The organism is Azospirillum sp. TSH20, assembly GCF_003115935.1.
GTDB lineage: Bacteria > Pseudomonadota > Alphaproteobacteria > Azospirillales > Azospirillaceae > Azospirillum.
This window is the reverse complement of the sequence record NZ_LGQU01000117.1, coordinates 1-18,321: the sequence shown is the minus strand read 5'-3', so window position 1 is coordinate 18,321 and position 18,321 is coordinate 1. Positions and strand designations below refer to the sequence as shown.

General features: G+C 67.8%; 13 protein-coding genes. 5 read left to right on the top strand and 8 right to left on the bottom strand.

Annotation, left to right across the window (positions count from 1 at the left end; genetic code table 11):
* Window positions 1-237 precede the first annotated feature (237 nt).
* The gene (locus tag TSH20_RS28200; protein WP_109155924.1) at window positions 238-1,620 is read left to right on the top strand and encodes a YcjX family protein; all 1,383 of its coding nucleotides are present in this window, start codon (window positions 238-240) and stop codon (window positions 1,618-1,620) included.
* Entirely contained in the window at window positions 1,617-2,633 is a 1,017-nt protein-coding gene (locus TSH20_RS28195) for a TIGR01620 family protein (protein ID WP_109155925.1), read from the top strand. The genes TSH20_RS28200 and TSH20_RS28195 overlap by 4 nt, the downstream gene beginning before the upstream one ends.
* A gap of 7 nt (window positions 2,634-2,640) precedes the next feature.
* On the opposite strand, the gene TSH20_RS28190 is transcribed toward TSH20_RS28195, so the two are convergent.
* From TSH20_RS28190 to TSH20_RS28160, 7 genes are all read right to left on the bottom strand, one after another.
* Complete coding sequence (locus TSH20_RS28190) at window positions 2,641-3,339, bottom strand: pirin family protein (RefSeq protein WP_109155926.1); 699 nt, start codon at window positions 3,337-3,339, stop codon at window positions 2,641-2,643.
* A gap of 119 nt (window positions 3,340-3,458) precedes the next feature.
* Window positions 3,459-4,907: an ATP-binding protein gene (locus TSH20_RS28185; RefSeq protein ID WP_109155927.1), complete on the bottom strand. Its 1,449-nt coding sequence runs from the start codon at window positions 4,905-4,907 to the stop codon at window positions 3,459-3,461.
* A gap of 93 nt (window positions 4,908-5,000) precedes the next feature.
* Complete coding sequence (locus TSH20_RS28180) at window positions 5,001-5,681, bottom strand: RNA pseudouridine synthase (RefSeq protein ID WP_109155928.1); 681 nt, start codon at window positions 5,679-5,681, stop codon at window positions 5,001-5,003.
* Window positions 5,682-5,688: 7 nt separating this feature from the next.
* Window positions 5,689-6,006: a CcdB family protein gene (locus tag TSH20_RS28175; RefSeq protein WP_109155929.1), complete on the bottom strand. Its 318-nt coding sequence runs from the start codon at window positions 6,004-6,006 to the stop codon at window positions 5,689-5,691.
* The gene (locus TSH20_RS28170) at window positions 6,003-6,245 is read right to left on the bottom strand and encodes a type II toxin-antitoxin system CcdA family antitoxin (RefSeq protein ID WP_109155934.1); all 243 of its coding nucleotides are present in this window, start codon (window positions 6,243-6,245) and stop codon (window positions 6,003-6,005) included. Before TSH20_RS28170 ends, TSH20_RS28175 begins: the two co-directional genes overlap by 4 nt.
* Window positions 6,246-6,372: 127 nt before the next feature.
* Window positions 6,373-7,998, bottom strand: a complete 1,626-nt coding sequence (locus tag TSH20_RS28165; RefSeq protein WP_109155930.1) for a fumarate hydratase — start codon at window positions 7,996-7,998, stop codon at window positions 6,373-6,375.
* Between the two features lie 243 nt (window positions 7,999-8,241).
* The gene (locus TSH20_RS28160) at window positions 8,242-12,348 is read right to left on the bottom strand and encodes a Pls/PosA family non-ribosomal peptide synthetase (protein WP_109155931.1); all 4,107 of its coding nucleotides are present in this window, start codon (window positions 12,346-12,348) and stop codon (window positions 8,242-8,244) included.
* 708 nt (window positions 12,349-13,056) lie between these two features.
* Between TSH20_RS28160 and TSH20_RS28155 the strand changes: the two genes are divergently transcribed.
* Window positions 13,057-13,836, top strand: coding sequence for an SDR family oxidoreductase (locus tag TSH20_RS28155; RefSeq protein ID WP_247871170.1), 780 nt, complete (start codon window positions 13,057-13,059; stop codon window positions 13,834-13,836).
* Window positions 13,837-13,864: 28 nt separating this feature from the next.
* Window positions 13,865-15,145, top strand: coding sequence for an MFS transporter (locus TSH20_RS28150; protein ID WP_109155932.1), 1,281 nt, complete (start codon window positions 13,865-13,867; stop codon window positions 15,143-15,145).
* 4 nt (window positions 15,146-15,149) lie between these two features.
* On the opposite strand, the gene TSH20_RS28145 is transcribed toward TSH20_RS28150, so the two are convergent.
* Window positions 15,150-15,632: an Lrp/AsnC family transcriptional regulator gene (locus TSH20_RS28145; RefSeq protein ID WP_109153393.1), complete on the bottom strand. Its 483-nt coding sequence runs from the start codon at window positions 15,630-15,632 to the stop codon at window positions 15,150-15,152.
* A gap of 133 nt (window positions 15,633-15,765) precedes the next feature.
* Between TSH20_RS28145 and TSH20_RS28140 the strand changes: the two genes are divergently transcribed.
* The gene (locus tag TSH20_RS28140) at window positions 15,766-18,177 is read left to right on the top strand and encodes a transketolase (RefSeq protein ID WP_109155933.1); all 2,412 of its coding nucleotides are present in this window, start codon (window positions 15,766-15,768) and stop codon (window positions 18,175-18,177) included.
* Window positions 18,178-18,321: the final 144 nt, after the last annotated feature.

The following is an 18,321-nucleotide window of genomic DNA, read 5'->3' as shown; positions in this document are numbered from 1 at the left end:
TGGCACTGACTGTCCCGACGTTTTTCATCCTGCCATTACCCTCTCTCCCGCATCCATGATACGAATGGCCGCCGGTCCCCACCCGCGGAGGTCGCCGCCAATGCCGCCCGAATGGAACAGTGAACACACCCCCGAAAACTGTTTCACGCTGTTCCAAACGTCGCATCCGGCCCCCTCGCATCCTGCGAACTCAACCCCATATAGGGCCGGTCATCGGCCAGAGGTGAACGTCCGCCCGTGCGTATTCCCGACCTGAACAGCCTGTACGACGCCGGCAGCCGGCTTCTTCTGGAATCGACGGTGCGCGTGGGCGTCACCGGACTGCGGCGGGCGGGCAAGACCGTGTTCGTCACCGCCCTGGTCGACAACCTGCTGAAGGCCGGGCGGCTGCCCTTCCTCGACGTCATGTCGTCGGGCCGCTTCCAGGCGGCGCGGCTGCGGCCCCAGCCCGATCCCGACGTGCCGCGCTTCGATTTCGAAGGCCATCTCGCCGCCCTGACCGGCCCCGATCCCCATTGGCCGGAGCCGACGCGCGGCATCGGCCAGATGCGCGTCTCCCTGCGCTACCGTCCGGAGTCGGCGCTGAAGCGCTCGGTGCAGCCGGTGGCGACGCTGAACCTCGATCTGGTCGATTACCCCGGCGAATGGCTGCTCGACCTGCCGCTGCTGCGCCAGAGCTTCGCGGAATGGAGCGCCCAGACCCTCGACCTCGCCGCCCGCCCGCCGCGTGACGAGCTGTCGGCATCCTGGCGCGGCTGGCTCGCCACCATCGACCCGGCCGCATCGGCGGAGGAGGAGACGGCGCGGCGCGGGGCGGCGCTCTACACCGACTATCTCCACGCCTGCCGCCGCGCCGACACGCTGCTCAGCCTGATCCAGCCCGGCCGCTTCGTCGAACCCGGCGACATGAAGGATGCGCCGCTGCTGACCTTCTGCCCGCTTCATGGGAGCCAGCAGGGCAGGGGAAGCCTGTGGGCGCTGATGGAGGAGCGTTACGAGGCCTACAAGACCAACGTCGTCCGCCGCTTCTTCGCCGAGCATTTCTCACGGCTCGACCGCCAGATCGTGCTGATCGACGTGCTGGGGGCGCTGAACGCCGGCCCGGCCGGGATGGCCGACATGAAGCGGGCGCTGGAGCTGAGCCTGGAGCCCTTCCGCCACGGCGCGTCCGGCTGGTTCGACTGGCTGTTCGGCAGCAAGATCGACCGCGTGCTGTTCGCCGCGACCAAGGCCGACCATATCGCCGCCCACCAGCATGCCCAATTGCGCGCGCTGCTCGACCGGCTGGTCGGCGACGCCCGCAACGCCATCCGTTTCGAAGGCGCCCAGGTCGAGACCATGGCCATCGCCGCGCTGAAATGCACCGAAAGCGTGGTGACCGAGCATGAGGGCCGGCAACTGCGCTGTGTCCGCGGCGTCCCCGTCGGCCGAGACCGCCCGACCGTGCTGTTCCCCGGCGAGATTCCGGAGGATGCCGAGGCGTTTCCGCCCGGCCGCGACCGTCCCTATAATTTCCTGCCCTTCCGTCCGCCCGAAGATCTCGGCCGCGACCCGCGCGGCCTGCCGCACATCCGCGTCGATCAGGCCCTGCAATTCCTGCTGGGGGATTACCTGACGTGACGGAGCGCGACACCCGCAATGCCTCAAAGGGCTGGGTCCCGCCGATGGAGCTGGACCTCGACCGTGCTGCCCCCGTCCCGGCGGAGGAGGAGACCGCCCTGCTGACCGGCTCCGGCGACCCGGCCGACCTGCTGCCGGCCCCCGCCACGCCGGTGCGGACGACGCGCCGACTGGGGCGCTGGCTGTTCGGGGCGCTGGCGGCGCTGGTCCTGGTGGCTCTGGGCTTCGACACCGCCGACCTGCTGGCCCGTGCCTTCGCCACCAGCCTCGCGCTTGGCGTTCTGGTCGCCCTGCTGGCCGCCACCGCCGGTATAGCGGCAGTCGCGATGCTGGTGACCGAACTGCTGTCCTTGCGCCGCCTGCGCCGGATCGAGGAACTGCGGGCCGAGGCCGGCCGGCTGGAGGTCGACGCCCCCGGCGGCCGGGCCGACCGCTTCGCCGGGTCGCTGGTGGCGCTCTATGCCGACCGGCCCGAACTGGCCCCGGCGCTGGCCCGCGTGCGCGACCATGTCACCGATGCCCATGACGAGCATGAGGTGGTGCGGCTGCTCGACCGCGAGGTGCTGAGCCCGCTCGACCGCGCCGCCTATCAGCGGGTTCTTCGCGCGTCGCGGGACACCGCCATCGCCACGGCGCTGAGCCCGGCGGCACTGCTGGATTTCGCGGTGGTGCTGTGGCGCAATCTGAAGCTTGTGCGGGAGATCGCCTCCCTCTACGGCGCCCGGCCCGGCTATGTCGGCTCGCTCCGGCTCCTGCGCCGGATGCTCGCCAACATCGCCGTCGCCGGGGTGACGGAAAGCGCCCACCATGTGGCGGTGGAGGCGCTGGGCGGTTCGCTCGCCGCTGCCATTTCCACCCGGATGGGGCAGGGGGTCATCAACGGCCTGCTGACCGCGCGGGTCGGGCTGACCGCCATGCACCTGTGCCGCCCCATCGCCTTCGGCCCCGACAACCGCCCCAGCCTGAACCGCATCAGGAAGGAGCTGTTGTCGTTGCCCAAGCAGGTGCTGTGACGTGACCCTAGGCGAGGTCGAAGACCAGCACTTCCGCCTCGTCCGCCCGGTCAAGCGTCACCGCCTCCTCGTCCGTCAGCGCTGCGCCGTCGCCGGCCTTCAGCAGCGTGCCGTTCAGATGGACCCGGCCGCGGGCGACCTGAACCCAGGCATGGCGGCCGGGACGCAGCGGCAGCGTGGCGCTTTCCTCGCCATCCAGAAGCCCGGCGTACAGGTCGACATCCTGGTGGATGGTGACGCTGCCGTCCCGCCCGTCCCGCGACCCGACCAGCTTCAGCGTGCCGCGCTTCTGCTCGGCCGGGAAATCCGCCTGCTGGTAGCCGGGCGCCAGGTTGTTGGCTTCCGGCAGGATCCAGATCTGGAGGAAATGCACCGGCTCGGTGTCCGACGCATTGTACTCGCTGTGGCGGATGCCCCGACCCGCGCTCATTACCTGGACCTCGCCCGGACGGATCACCGACCCGGTGCCGATGGAGTCCTTGTGCTCCAGCGCGCCGTTCAACACGTAGGAGACGATCTCCATGTTGGCGTGCCCATGGGTGGGGAAGCCGGCACCGGGGATCACCCGGTCCTCGTTGATGACGCGCAGGGCGCGGAAGCCCATGTGGCCGGGATCGAAGTAATGGCCGAACGAGAACGTGTGATTGCTGTTCAGCCAACCCATGTTGGCGACCCCACGCTCGTCGCGATGGCGAATGGTGATCATGGTGGAACCCTCCGTGCTGTTGGGGTGTGTGTCGTTGTCTGGAGGGAAATTTGGCACCCAACACCCTGCGGAACAATCCAGTGCGTTAACACCAGATCGTTCCCTCCAACGCGACAATCTCACCCCACCAGCGGCACCCCCACCGCGAACACGGTTCCGCGCCCTTCCACCGAACGCACCGTCACCGGATGACCCAGCAGCCTTGCCAGCCGCTCGACGATGGCGAGGCCCAGCCCGATGCCCTCGCTGCGGTCGCGGTCGGGGCGGTCGAGCTGGACGAACTCCTCGAAGATGCGCTGGCGGTCGGGTTCGGCGATGCCGCGGCCGGTGTCGTACACTTCGATCCACAGCGTGTCGCCGCGGGTTCGGCAGCCGACCAGCACGCCGCCGGTCTCGGTATAGCGGATGGCATTGGCGATCAGGTTGCGGAGGATGCGCTCCAGCAGGGCCGGGTCGCTATGCACCACGGCATTGGTCGGGACGGCGCGCAGCCGCAGCCCCTTCGCCTCCGCCTGTCCGCCGAATTCGGCCTCCAACTGGTCGAGCAGGGGGGAGAGCGGCAGGTCGACCGGCTTCGGCGTCACCACCCCCGATTCCAGCTTGGAGATGTCGAGGATGGCGTTCAGCAGGTCCCGCATCGACCGCTGCGCCGCCTTCAGGTCGGTCAGCAGGGCCGCCGCCTTGCCGCTCTGCGGCTGGCGTTCCAGAATGCCGGTGAACATGCCGATAGCCTGAAGGGGCTGTTGCAGGTCGTGGCTGGCATGGGCGAGGAAGCGGGACTTGGCGCGGTGGGCCTGTTCGGCTGCGGTCTTGGCGGCATGCAGTTCGGCCGTTCGTTCACGTACCTGCTGTTCCAACGTGGCGTTGGCGCGCTCGATGGTCTCCGCCATGCGCAGGATCTCGGTGAACTGGCGGCGCACCTGCCGGGTCATCGGCCGGAAGATCGCCAGCGCCTCCACCGCCAGGATCAGCAGGGTGATCAGCAGTGCCGCCAGCCCCAGCCGGTGCAGGGTGTGGAATCCTGCCTCTCCCTCCTCCTGATAGAGCGCCACCACCTCTTCCAGACGGTCCAGCAGCGGGCCGAGTGCCTGGGCGGTGATGCGGTCCGCTTCCGCCGGGTCCGGCGGCTGACCGGCGGATGCGGCGGCGATGACCCGGCGCAGGGCGGCGATATGCTCGGTCACCACCGGGTCCAGCGGGTCGGATCCGCCGTAGAACAAATCCTGTGGCGTTGGTCCCAGCGGCGGCCCTTCCTCCGGCCCGGCACGGCCGCTCAGCCGCCGGTGGGCAGCTTCGAACATGTCCGTGGCACCATCCAGCCGCCGGGCGAGGTCGACGCGCGTTGCGGCATCGGTCGCGGTCTTCAACTGCTCCACCAGCAGGGCCGTCCGCTGCGACAGCATGCGCTGCCGGCCGGAAACATTGACGACCTCCAGCATGCGTTCGTGCTGGCCGATGACCCGCTCGGTCATGACGAAGCCGGCCAGCGTGCCCAGCGCGATCAGCGTCAGCGCCAGGGCATAGCGCAAGGTCATCCAGCGGGCGGTCGTCGTGCCGATCGGTATCATGCGCTTGTCCCCCCGGCCGTGATCGCCCCATTTCCATCGATGATCATGGAGCAGCCTGCCGCGTTGCAGCAAGGACGGAGGGTGGCGGTGAAGCTATGAAGCCTCGGTAAAGCCGCAAGCGGCCAGCGCCGCCTGCATGTGCGGCGGGACCGGGGCCACAGCGCCGACCGGATCGCGCTTGGGGTAGAGCGGCAGCGAGATGGCGCGGGAATGCAGATGCAGCGGCTTGCCCTCCGGCCCGCCATATTGCGGATCGCCGACCAGCGGACAGCCGATCGACGCGCAATGGACGCGGATCTGGTGGGTACGGCCGGTGTGCGGCGTCAGTTCCAGCCACGTCAGCCCATCGGCTTGCCCGCGCACGACATAGTCGGTCACCGCCGCCTGCCCGTCGGGCGAGCCGACAATGCGCCAGCCGCCGGTCTTGTTGGAGACCTTGGCGAGCGGCAGCTCGATCCGTCCGGACTCCTGCGGCGGAGTGCCGGCGACCACCGCCCAATAGGTTTTATCGACCTTGCCGTTCTGGAACAGGATGCCGATCTTGCGCAGCGCCTTGGCATGGCGGCCCAGGATCAGGCAGCCCGATGTGTCGCGGTCCAGCCGGTGGGCCAGCGACGGCGGCTTGGGAAAGCCGAAGCGCAGCGCATCGAAATGCCGCTCCAGGTTCGGCCCGCCGGCGGGACCGGCATGGACCGGCAGCCCGGCGGGCTTGTCGAGGATCAGCATCAGCCCGTCACGGTACAGGATGCGGTCTTGGATTTGGGCGGGTGTCACGGGCTACTCATCCCCAGGCACGGGAAATCAGGAGGTCGATGGCGGCGATGATACGGTCGCTGTCGTCGGCGAGGGAGCAGACCTTTTCGCCGAGCTGATCGGCGCTAACCGTTACGGTCTGCAATGGATGAAGAACCACCGATCGTCCGTCGATTTCGAAGGACGAGTTCAGTTGGGGATCGATGGGAGGCTCCGCACTCTTGTCGACCATTGGAATGACGACGCGGTTGCGGGACCGATCGAATCTTCTAGATTGAATTACAACCACGTACGGAGTTGTCTGGCGACGGGCACCGATATTCCTATGGACGTCGAACTGGCTCATAAGATGTCATCAGTATACTGGTCGGCGAAGGAACCGTGCTTCTCATCGAATTGGTTCCACGCCTCGATCACGGCATCCAGCTGACGCTCACGATCCGCCTTCGCCACTTCATCGGCCAGCAGCTTCTCGACCCGCTCCGACAGGTCACCCGGAAGGGTCTGCGCGCGTTGCAGGATGTCCTCGTCCAGCGACAAGGTGACGTCCCGCTTCGGCGTGCGCCGGTCATGGACACCGTCCATTGCAAATCCCTCCCCGATCCCGATGCGATGAAGATAGGCACCCTTGGTGCCGTCCGGCAAGCGGGCAGGAAAAAGGGCGCGGTGCCTCTCGCAAGGCGCCGCGCCCCTTCGCGACCTGTCAGCCTGATCAGGCGAGCTTCAACTCCTTGAAGAAGTCGTTGCCCTTGTCGTCGACGATGATGAAGGCCGGGAAGTCCTCCACCTCGATGCGCCAGATGGCTTCCATGCCGAGTTCGGGGTACTCGACGCATTCCACTTTCTTGATGCAGTCCTGGGCCAGACGGGCGGCGGCGCCGCCGATCGAACCGAGATAGAAGCCGCCATGCTGCTTGCAGGCCGCCGTCACCTCGGGGCTGCGGTTGCCCTTGGCCAGCATGACCATGGAGCCGCCCGCCGCCTGGAACTGGTCGACGAAGCTGTCCATGCGGCCCGCCGTCGTCGGCCCGAAGGAGCCGGAGGCGTAGCCTTCCGGCGTCTTGGCCGGGCCGGCGTAATAGATCGGGTGGTTCTTGAAATAGTCCGGCAGCGGCTCGCCGGCGTCCAGGCGGGCGCGCAGCTTGGCGTGGGCCAGATCGCGGGCGACGATCAGCGGGCCGGTCAGCGACAGGCGGGTGCGGATCGGGTATTGGGACAGCGTGGCGCGGATCTGCTCCATCGGCTGGTTCAGGTCGATCTTCACGACCTCGCCCGACAGATGCTCGCCGCCGATCTCCGGCAGATACTGGGCCGGATCGGTCTCCAACTGCTCCAGGAAGATGCCGTCCTTGGTGATCTTGCCCACCGCCTGACGGTCGGCCGAGCAGGACACGCCGATGCCGATCGGCATGGAGGCGCCATGGCGCGGCAGGCGGATGACGCGGACGTCGTGGCAGAAATACTTGCCGCCGAACTGGGCGCCGATGCCCATGTTCTGGGTCAGCTTGTGGACCTCGGCCTCCATCGCCAGATCGCGGAAGGCGTGCGCGTCCTCGCCGCCCTCGGTCGGCAGGTTGTCGAGATAGCGGGCCGAGGCCAGCTTCACCGTCTTCAGGTTCTGCTCCGCCGACAGGCCGCCGATGACGATGGCGAGGTGGTAGGGCGGGCAGGCCGAGGTGCCGAGATAGCGGATCTTGTCTTCCAGGAACTTCAGCAGCCGGTCGGGCGCCAGCACCGACGGCGTGGCCTGATGCAGGAAGGTCTTGTTGGCCGACCCGCCGCCCTTGGCCATGAACAGGAACTTGTAATAGTCCTCGCCCTCGGAATAGATGTCGACCTGAGCCGGCAGGTTGTTCCGGGTGTTCTTCTCCTCATACATGGAGATCGGCGCCAGCTGGCTGTAGCGCAGGTTGCGCTTCAGGTAGGCGTCGCGCGCACCCTCCGACAGGGCGGTCTCGTCGCCGCCCTTGGTCCAGACGCGGCGGCCCTTCTTGCCCATGATAATGGCGGTGCCGGTGTCTTGGCACATCGGCAGGGTGCCGGCGGCGGCAATGTTGGCGTTCTTCAGCAGGTCGAGCGCCACAAAGCGGTCGTTGGCCGACGCCTCCGGATCGTCCAGGATCTTGGCGAGCTGGGCCAGATGGCCCGGACGCAGCAGATGGTTGATGTCGGAGAAGGCAGCCTCTGCCAGCAGGCGCAGACCTTCCGGCTCGACCTTCAGGATCTGCTCGCCGTCGAATTCGACGACCGAGACGTGATCCGAGGTCAGCTTGCGGTAGGTCGTGTCGTCCTTGGCGAGCGGAAACAGACCGCGGGCTGAGGCGATGTCGTCGGGCATTGGGGCGTTCCTTCGTGGCGATCCAATGGCGTCCGCTCGCCTCCGCGGTACGCGCCCGGCCGGGCGCGCGAAGGGGGCAGGCCGCGCTCGGCCCCCCTTATACACCGCTGCGGGGCGGAGACAACCATCGGAGAGAGTAACTGCGCGCGACGGTTTGTCGTTGGCCGAAGATGGGCAAAAGAAAAGGCCGGCACACCGCAATGGTATGACCAGCCTCGTCTTTTCGCCGCTGATGCCGGCTGTTTACGCCGCGGCCTTCACCTGTCCATCGACCGTCGCATGGACATGAACCGCCGGTTCGGCCGGAGCGCCGACCCAGTCGCCATGGGCGGGGATTTCCTCGCCCTTCATCACCAGGGTCAGCGGGCCGAGGCGGGCGAAGTCGCCGACATGGGTGTCGTACAGCACCGTGGCGCCGGCCCCGATGGTGACGCCGGTCCCGACCGAAACCCGGCCGACCTTCATCACGCGATCCTCGTACAGGTGGGTCTGCAGGGCCGACAGCGCGTTGATCGCGCAATAGTCGCCGACGGACACGCAGTCGAACTCGGTGATGTCGGTGGTGTCCATGTAGACGCCCTTGCCGAACTTCGTGCCGAAGATGCGCAGTACCCAGGGCAGCATCGGCGTGCCGCGCAGGTGGTCGAGCAGGACCTTGCCGGCCAGACCCCAGTACAGCACGGCCACTGCCTCCGTCCGCATGGCCCACCAGGACCACATCGGCTTCATGGTGGGGGCATAGCGGCCCATCAGCGCCCATTTCACCAGCGCCACCACCAGCACCATCGCCATGGGAATGGCGACGCTGACCGCCAGGAACTGCCAGGCGAAGGCGCCCCAGCGCTGGTCAAGAATGGCTTTGGCGAAGAACTCCACCGCGAAGGTGCCGAAGGTGATGAACAGCATCGACGGCATCGACAGGCTGAAGGCCTCGAACACGGCGCGGCCGAGACGGCGGGTGCGCGACGGCTCGAAGGTCCAGTTGGCCGACACGTTGTCGAACTTCTGGCGCACCGGCAGCTTGATCGGCGGGCTGCCGAACCACGTGTCGCCGGCCTGCATCTCGGCATTCGCCGGCGGCTTGGACTTGATGCCGATCAGCGTGCCGGTGGGGATGCAGGCTCCCGGCGGGACCACGGCGTCGTTGCCGACGAACACGCGGGCCTCGGTCTTCACCGGCTGCAGATGCATCCAGCCGCGGCGGATGTCCTCGTCGCCCAGCACCACCTCGTCGGCGATGAAGCACTTCTCGCCGATCTCCACCAGATCGTAGCGGCCGGCGAGGTTGGTCGAGATCTCCGCGTCACGGCCGATCTTGGCGCCCATCAGGCGGTACCAGGCCCGCATGTAGACGGTGGCGTAGAGCGAGCTGAGGGTTTCCAGCATCACCTCGGTCGCCAGCGCCACGACCCATTTGCGGACATAGAACCAGCTGTGGACCGAGTAGGAACCGGCTTCGACCTTCGGCAGCACGATCCAGCGCATGGCGGCGATCAGCAGGACGGTGAAGGCCACCAGGAACATGGCGGTCGGCCAGGCGATGGCGGGGACATAGTAGAGGTAGTTGACTTTGAACACCCCGCCCATCCAGGCGTCGAGCCTGTCGAACAGGTAGAAGGCCGGGAAGATCGGGATCAGCGCCACCGGCGGCAGGCCGACCAGGGCAACCAGATAGATCAGCCCCTGGGTGGTGCGCTTGACGATGCCGGCGCGGGGCTCCTGGGGCAGGGCGGCGCTGTCGACGGTGCCGACCTTGCGGGCGGGCGAACCGTCCCAGGATTCATAGGCGCCGGTGCGGGTGCCGGCGGCCAGCGCGGTCAGGTCGGCCAGCTCGGTGCCCTTGCCGATCACGGCATCATGGCCGATGACGCAGGAAGTGCCGATATAGGCGTCTTCACCGATCTCGATGGTGCCGATCACCAGCTCGTTGCCGATCACCTCGGCATTGGCCAGCTTGACCTTGCCGCCGGTGGAGGCGCCGCGGCCGATGCTGACCAGATCGATGGCGCCGGATTCGAACTCGCCGATCATCGCGTCGGCGCCGACCTTGGCGCCGAGGGCGCGCAGGAACAGCCGCATCAACGGCGATCCCTGGAACCACTTCAGGTGGACCAGCGCGACGAAGCGCTGGGCCAGCCACCAGCGGTAATAATAGACGCCCCACAGCGGATAGCGGCCCGGCTTGGTCCGGCCGATGATCAGCCACTTCGCCGCGATGGCGATGGCGACGGTGGCGATGTTGATGACGACATAGACGCCGAACAGCGTGGTGATCTCGCCCAGCAGCCCGGCATCCTCGCCGGACAGCAGCATGTAGCTGACGAACACGCCCAGCCACTGCACCGTCATCAGCGCCAGGATGACCGGCAGCGCCACGGCCTGGGCCAGGCCGCACAGCAGGCGGCGGCCGAGCGGCGGCGGATCGAAGGACAGGTCGGCCGGTCCCGCGCCATGGCCGGCGGGCGCCTTGGCATCCAGCCGTTCGGCTATGGCGCGCAGGGTGCGGGCGCCATAGACGTCCTGCAGGGTCAGGCTGGCCAGCCCGGCGGTTTCGCGCACCGCCGAGACGAAGCGCGCGGCCAGCAGCGAATGGCCGCCCAGATCGAGGAAGAAGTCGGCCTCCAGAGGGATCGACTGGCCGGGGAAGACACGGCGGGCGGCCTCCAGCAATACGGCCTCGGTCGGGCTCCGCGGCTCCTCCTGCTCACCCGAGCCCGCATCCTCGGTCAGCGCCATGGCTTGCAGGGTCTTGCGGTCGGCCTTGCCGGAGGTCAGGCGCGGCAGTTCCGCCACCTGTTCATAATGCGCGGGCACCATGTAGGCCGGCAACTGCGCCCGCAGAGCGTCGCGGAGTACGGTCCTGTCGAGGGCCGCACCCGGCTGCGCGACGAGGAAGGCAACCAGCCGGTCGAGGCCGTTGTCGTTACGCAGCACGACCGTGGCCTGGGCGACGCCGGGCAGGTCGGTCAGCTTGGCCTCGATCTCGCCCAGTTCCAGCCGGAAGCCGCGGATTTTCACCTGATCGTCGATGCGGCCATGGAAACGCAGGTTGCCGTCGGCATCGACGCTGACCGCGTCGCCGGAGCGGTAGAGCAACGGGTCGTGGGCGCCGGTGCGGTACGGGTTGGCGATGAACTTCTCCGCCGTCAGTTCCGGGCGGCCGAGATACCCCTGGGCCACGCCGGGACCACCGATCAGCAACTCGCCCTGAATGCCTGCGGCGACCGGCTGCAGCGCCTCGTCCACCACATAGCAGGTGTAGTTGGGGATCGGGCGGCCGATGGTGACGGGGGTGTCGGGCAGCACCTCGGCCACGGTGGCGACGACGGTCGCCTCGGTCGGGCCATAGCTGTTGAACAGGCGCCGGCCCGGCCGGCACCAGCGCGAGGCGACCGCGGGCGGGCAGGCCTCGCCGCCCAGGATGATGATGCGCAGCGACGGCACGTCCTTCGGCAGCATCGCCAGCAGGGTGGGGACGGTGTCGAGAACGGTGACGCCGGCCTCGTTCAGCACGTCGGCCAGCCGGTCCACCTCGTCCAGCACCTGCCGACTGGCGACCCACAGGGTGGCGCCGGCCAGATAGGGGACGAAGATCTCCTCCAGCGACAGATCGAAGGCCACCGACGCGCCCTGGAAGGCCACGTCGTCGGCGGTGATGCCGTAGACGCTGTTGGCGGCGCGCAGATAGTGGCAGATGTTGCGGTGGCTGATGACGATGCCCTTGGGCTTGCCGGTCGAGCCCGAGGTGTAGATGGAGTAAGCCGGGCTGTCCGGCGTCACCCCGTCAGCGCGCAGGTCGAACGCCCGCTCGTCATCGCTCAGCACGTCGCCGATGCGCAGGACCTGGACGTCCGCGCCGGCCTCGGCCAGCGTCGCCGCCTTCGTCCCTGTCACCAGATCGATCAGGATCGCCGGGGCGGCGCAGTCGGTCAGGCTGACCGCCACGCGCTCGGCGGGAGCGTCGGCGTCGAAGGGCAGATAGGCCGCGCCTGCCTTCAGGATGCCCAGCAGCGCGACATGCAGGTCGAGCGACCGCGCCATCCACAGCCCGACGAAGCAACCGGGGCCGATCCCGCGCGCCCGCAGGCCGCGGGCGACCCGGTTGGCGCGCGCGTCCAGCTCGGCATAGGTGACGCGCCGGCCTTCATAGACGATGGCCGTGCGGTCCGGATGCACCGTGGCGGCCGCCTGCGGAATGTCGGACAGCAACTCGTCGCGGAGAAGGGAGAGATCGATCGGGCCGCTCAAGGTCGGCACCAATGGAGTGGCGTTCCACGGAGCGGAGATCGTCGATTGACCGGCCGGGGAAACGTCGGTCGGGCCGTTGGCCCGCGCAGTCAGCAGAGTCACGCTGTGTCAGCCTTCCAAAAGGAATCAGCGCGGTGGCGCCAAACGGACCCGTTCGTCAAACGGTCCCGGCGGTCGGCTGAATGCGGCGATGGGCCGCTCGCTAGTTGTGGTGCTTTATGGTTAACGAATGCTTGCCATCGGGCTCGGAGGCACCTGTGCCGATGGGAGATGCCAAGTCTTGGGCTGCCCAAGCGCCGCGAAAGCAACATTCGCCCGACCGAAAGAAAGAGAAAGACCCGACGGCACCCGATACATGCGGATACATGAAGCGGCATGTTCGCGCCTTCATGATCCGTTGCGCGGCGGCGGTCAAGCTTATCCTCAAGATGCCGGATCGAAGGGGAGGGCCGTGTGTCGGGCCCACCACATGGCCCCGGATCCGTGACTTTCGCCAAGGCGGGCGCCGTGTGCCGTTCCGGTTGCCGGTGTTCGGCAGCGTTGCAACCAGGGCCAGAATAGACCTCCCGGATGGGTGTGCATCGCCGGACCGGCGCCTGCAACTCGCAGCCCCCGCCCGTGCCCGTGCAGATGTGGTGTCGCCCGCCGTCACGCGCCATTCGGGCCACGCATGGCTGAGGCTCCGGGAATCACGGCTCCGCCTGCGTTTTAATGATGGACATCATAAAAACTCGTATTGATGATGATCGTCATCAATTCAGCCCGGCACTGGCCGGAGCGCAGAATCCGGATGACGGACAGGAGAGAGTCGTGAGCAGTGGAATGAACATCACGGGGGCGGACATGAGCGGGCGTGTCGCCCTGGTCACCGGCGGCACGTCCGGCATCGGCCGTACGACGGCGCTGGCCTTCGCCGGGGCGGGGGCGACGGTGATCGTCACCGGCCGGCGCGAAGCCGAGGGGCTGGAGACGGTGGACCTGATCGGCCGTGCCGGCGGCATCGGCCAGTTCGTGGCCGCCGATGTCGCCGATGCGGCGGAAGTCGCCGCGCTGTTCGAGCGGATTGAGCGCGACCATGGCCGCCTCGACGCCGCCTTCAACAATGCCGGCATCCATCAGGTCGCGCCGCTGACCGAGATGGAGGAAGCCGCCTTCGACCGCGTGCTGACCGTCAACGTAAAAGGCGTCTGGCTCTGCCTGAAGCATGAATTGGCGATCATGCGCAACCAGGACCGTGGCGCCATCGTCAACACCGGGTCGGTGCTGGGTCAGATCGGCATGGCCGGGAATGCCGCCTATTCCGCCAGCAAGGCGGCGGTGGAGGGGCTGACCCGCACCGCCGCCATCGAGGTCGCGGCCTTCGGCGTGCGCGTCAACGCCGTTTGTCCGGCGATCATCCAGACGCCGATGACCCAGGCTTCGTTCGGCGGTGCCGACCGGGTGGAGGCGGTGATGGGCCCCCGCCATCCCATCGGCCGCGTCGGTCGCCCGGAAGAGGTGGCGGCAGCCGTGCTCTGGCTCTGCTCCGACGCCGCCGGCTTCGTCACCGGCCAGTCGATCAACATCGATGGCGGCGTGACCGCGCAATAACAAGGCCGGTTACTGGAGTTACGAGCCGATGCTGTCCACACCCCTTGCCGCCACTTTGGCCCGTCGTGACATCCATTATGGATGGGTCGTCGTCGCCGTCACCTTCCTGTCCATGCTGGTGTCCGCCGGGGCGGTGGGCGCTCCCGGCGTGCTTTTGCTGCCCCTGCAGCGGGAATTCGGCTGGGACACCGCCGACATCTCCTTGGCCATGGCGATCCGCCTGCTGCTGTTCGGACTGATGGGGCCGTTCGCCGCCGCGATGATCAACCGCTTCGGCGTCCGCCGCATGGTGCTGTCCTCCCTGACGCTGGTCGGCTGCGGGCTGCTCGCCTCGCTGGCGATGCGGGAGGTCTGGCAGCTGATCCTGCTGTGGGGCTTCGTCGTCGGCTTCGGCACCGGCCTGACCGCCATGGTGCTGGGCGCCACCATCGCCACCCGCTGGTTTGTCGCCCGCCGCGGGCTGGTGATCGGTCTGTTGACCGCCAGCTCCGCCACCGGGCAGCTGGTTTTCATGCCGCTGCTGTCGATGCTGACCGAGGCTTATGGCTGGCGAAGCGCCATTGCCCTGCTGTGCGGCCTGATCGCAGTGGCGGCCCTGGCGATGCTGGCCCTGATGCGCGACCGTCCGGCAGACCTCGGCCTGTCCGCCTTCGGCGAGGTCGGGGGCGCGCCGCCAGCCGCCCCGGCCGGCGCCATCCTGCCGGCGGCCCTGGGGGCGTTGCGCGAGGCCGCGGTGACGCGGACCTTCTGGGTGCTGTTCGCCACCTTCTTCATCTGCGGCGCCAGCACCAACGGCCTGATCCAGACCCACCTGATCCCCCTCTGCGTCGATTTCAGCGTGCCGGAGGTGCAGGCGGCCGGTCTGCTGGCGGTGATGGGGGTCTTCGACTTCATCGGCACGGTGGGGTCCGGCTGGCTGTCCGACCGCTACGACAACCGTTGGCTCCTGGTCTGGTATTACGGCCTGCGCGGCCTGTCGCTGCTCTATCTGCCTTATTCGGACTTTACCCTCTACGGCCTGTCGCTCTTCGCCGTCTTCTACGGCCTGGACTGGATCGCCACCGTTCCTCCGACCGTGCGGCTGACGGCGGAGCGCTTCGGCCGGGAGCGAGCCAACCTCGTCTTCGGCTGGGTTTTCGCCGGCCACCAGCTGGGCGCCGCTGTCGCGGCCTTCGGCGCCGGTTTGTCGCGAACAGCTCTTCAAAGCTATCTGCCGGCTTTCGCCACCGCCGGCGCTCTGTGCCTGCTCGCGGCTTTGCTGGTGCCGATGATCGGCAGCCGAGCCAAGCCGGCAACGGCCAAAGCATGATGCCCTACTCCCCCAGATGCTCCAGCGGCAGGGCGGTGCGGTAGCGCACCTGCTTCAAGGCGAAGCTGGAGCGGATGTTGGCGACGCCGGGAATGCGGGTCAGATGTTCCTTCAGGAACCGCTCGTAGCTGGCAAGGTCCGGCACCACCACCCGCAACAGGTAATCGGCGTCGCCGGTCATCAGATAGCATTCCAGCACCTCCGGCCGCGCCATCACCGCCGCCTCGAACCCGTCGAGCCGCGCCTCCACCTGCCGCTCCAGGCTGACATTGACGAAGATGTTGACCGGCAGGTCGACGGAGGCCGGATCTACCAGCGCGACGTAGCGAGCGATCACCCCGGCCTCCTCCAGCGCCTTGACCCGGCGCAGGCAAGGGGAGGGCGACAGTCCGACCCGTTCGGCCAGTTCGTTGTTTGGGAGCCGGCCGTCCTGCTGGAGGGCGGACAGGATCTTGCGGTCGATGCGGTCGAGGGGCTGCTTTGGCATGGAATGCCGTTTCCACTGTTATCCTGGCATCCGATGCTAAAGCGCAACCGCGGCCGGCGCCACTTCGCAAGCATCTGCCGGGTCACAAATGATAGGCTCTTCCAACCATAAACACCCGTTCGGGAGCAGACCCATGACCGCGATCCAGCCGTCCTCCGCCGATCTCGCCTGCCTGGCCGAGCTGGAGCGCAAGGTACTCTGGCTCGCGTCCTGGACCATCCACAACGCGAACCATGTCCGCCCCAACCTGGACGGGATGAAGATCGGCGGCCATCAGGCCTCCAGCGCCTCGATGTCCACCATCCTGACGGCGCTCTACTTCTCGGCTCTGCGGCCGGAGGACCGGGTGGCGGTGAAGCCCCATGCCAGCCCGATCTTCCACGCCATCCAGTATCTGCTGGGCAACCAGACGCGGGAGAAGCTGGAGAATTTCCGCGGCTACAAGGGTGCCCAGTCCTACCCGTCCCGCACCAAGGACGTGGACGACGTCGATTTCTCCACAGGCTCGGTTGGGCTGGGGGTGGCGCAGACCCTCTTCGCCTCGCTGGTCCAGGATTACCTGAAGGCCAAGGGCTGGGCCGCCGACCTGCCGGAAGGCCGCATGGTCTCGCTGGTCGGCGATGCCGAAATGGACGAGGGCAACATCTTCGAAGCCCTGCAGGAGGGCTGGAAGCATGGCGTGCGCAACACTTGGTGGATCGTCGACTACAACCGCCAGAGCCTGGACGCGGTGATCCGCGAAGGGCTGTGGGAGCGGCTGGAGAACATCTTCCGCGCCTTCGGCTGGGACGTGGTGATCCTGAAATACGGCACCCTGATGCAGGAGGCGTTCAAGGAGCCGGGCGGCGAACGCCTGCGCCAGTGGATCGACACCTGCCCCAACCAGCTCTATTCGGCCCTGACCTACCAGGGGGGAGCCGCGTGGCGCCGCCGCCTGATGGACGAGTTGGGCGACCAGGGCGACGTCACCCGCCTGATCGAGCGCCGCAGCGACGAGGAACTGGCCCGGCTGATGGGCAATCTCGGCGGCCATGACCTGCCCTCGCTGCTGGAGGCCTTCGCCCAGGCCCGCACCCACGACCGGCCGGTCTGCTTCATCGCCTACACAGTCAAAGGCTTCGGCCTGCCGCTGGCCGGCCACAAGGACAATCATTCCGGCTTGCTGACGCGCGAGCAGATGGACGGCTTCCGCGCCGCCAACAAGGTCCGTCCCGGCCATGAGTGGGACCGTTTCGAAGGCCTTTCCCTGTCGGAAGCCGCCCTGGAGGAGTTCCTGCGCCGCGTTCCCTTCGCGCAGAAGGGCCGCCGCCGTTTCGAGGCTCCGGCGGTGACCGTGCCCGCCACGCTGGCGGTGCCGACGCAAAAGAGCCTGTCGACCCAGGCCGCCTTCGGCCTGATCCTGAACGAGATCGGACGGGAGCGCTCGCCGCTGGCCGAACGCATCGTCACCACCGCGCCCGACGTCACCGTCTCGACCAATCTCGGTGCCTGGGTGAACCGCCGTGGCCTGTTCGCCAAAAGCGAGATGGCTGACCTGTTCAAGAAGGAGCGCATCCCCTCCACCTACAGCTGGGAATTCTCGCCGAAGGGCCAGCATCTGGAACTGGGCATTGCCGAGTCCAACCTGTTCATCCTGTTGTCGGCGTTGGGCCTGTCGCACAGCCTGTTCGGGGAACGTCTGCTGCCGATCGGCACCGTCTACGATCCCTTCATCATGCGCGGAGCAGACCAGCTCAACTATGCCTGCTATCAGGATGCCCGCTTCATGCTGGTGGCGACGCCGTCCGGCATCACGCTGGCGCCGGAGGGCGGGGCGCACCAGTCCATCGCCACGCCTCTGGTTGGCATGGCTCAGGACGGGCTTGCCTATTTCGAACCTGCCTTTGCCGACGAACTGGCCGTGGTGATGCGCTGGGCCTTCGACTACATGCAGCGGGACGGGGAGGGCAGCCCCAGCGAGCGCAACTGGCTGCGCGACGAGACCGGCGGCTCGGTCTATCTGCGCCTGTCCTCCCGCGCGCTGGAGCAGCCGACCCGGACGATGGACGAGGATCTCGCCCATGACATCGTCGACGGCGCCTATTGGCTGCGCAGGCCGGGACCGAACGCCCAGGTGGTGATCGCCTACACCGGCGCCGTGGCGCCGGAGGCCATTGCCGCCATCGGCATGCTGGGGGAGGACCGGCGCGATGTCGGCCTGCTGGCGGTGACGTCCGCCGACCGGCTGTCCGCTGGCTGGAGCGCTGCCCAGCGGGCGCGCGAACGCGGCCTCACCCATGCCCGCGGCCATATCGAGAGACTGTTGGAGGGGGTGCCGCCCCATTGCGCCCTGGTCACGGTGGTGGACGGCCATCCGACGACGCTGGGCTGGCTCGGGTCCGTCGCCGGCCATCGCACGCGGGCGCTGGGGGTGGAGCATTTCGGCCAGACCGGCACCATTGCCGACCTCTACCGCCATTACGGCATCGACGCCCAAGGCATCGTCGCGGCGGCCGAGGCGGCATCCCCCGGCCGGCCGGTCCGTCATCTGCGGGCGATCGGATGAACCTGCGAGGACGGTGTCCCGCAGCCGTCCGGTCAAAAAATCGTCATGGGGGACGGAAAAAGCGCTTGCGTGGTTTGGGGAAGGGCGCCTATAACCCGCTCCACCGACGGCGGGGCGCTGATTGAGGCGCGGCGCTGGCGGCAG

Excerpts from the sequence above, each read along its gene's own strand:
- TSH20_RS28190 (WP_109155926.1), bottom strand. The coding sequence starts at position 3,339 with ATGATCACCATTCGCCATCGCGACGAGCGTGGGGTCGCCAACATGGGT.
- TSH20_RS28185 (WP_109155927.1), bottom strand. The coding sequence starts at position 4,907 with ATGATACCGATCGGCACGACGACCGCCCGCTGGATGACCTTGCGCTAT.
- TSH20_RS28175 (WP_109155929.1), bottom strand. The coding sequence starts at position 6,006 with ATGAGCCAGTTCGACGTCCATAGGAATATCGGTGCCCGTCGCCAGACA.
- TSH20_RS28170 (WP_109155934.1), bottom strand. The coding sequence starts at position 6,245 with ATGGACGGTGTCCATGACCGGCGCACGCCGAAGCGGGACGTCACCTTG.
- TSH20_RS28165 (WP_109155930.1), bottom strand. The coding sequence starts at position 7,998 with ATGCCCGACGACATCGCCTCAGCCCGCGGTCTGTTTCCGCTCGCCAAG.
- TSH20_RS28150 (WP_109155932.1), top strand. The coding sequence starts at position 13,865 with ATGCTGTCCACACCCCTTGCCGCCACTTTGGCCCGTCGTGACATCCAT.
- TSH20_RS28145 (WP_109153393.1), bottom strand. The coding sequence starts at position 15,632 with ATGCCAAAGCAGCCCCTCGACCGCATCGACCGCAAGATCCTGTCCGCC.
- TSH20_RS28140 (WP_109155933.1), top strand. The coding sequence starts at position 15,766 with ATGACCGCGATCCAGCCGTCCTCCGCCGATCTCGCCTGCCTGGCCGAG.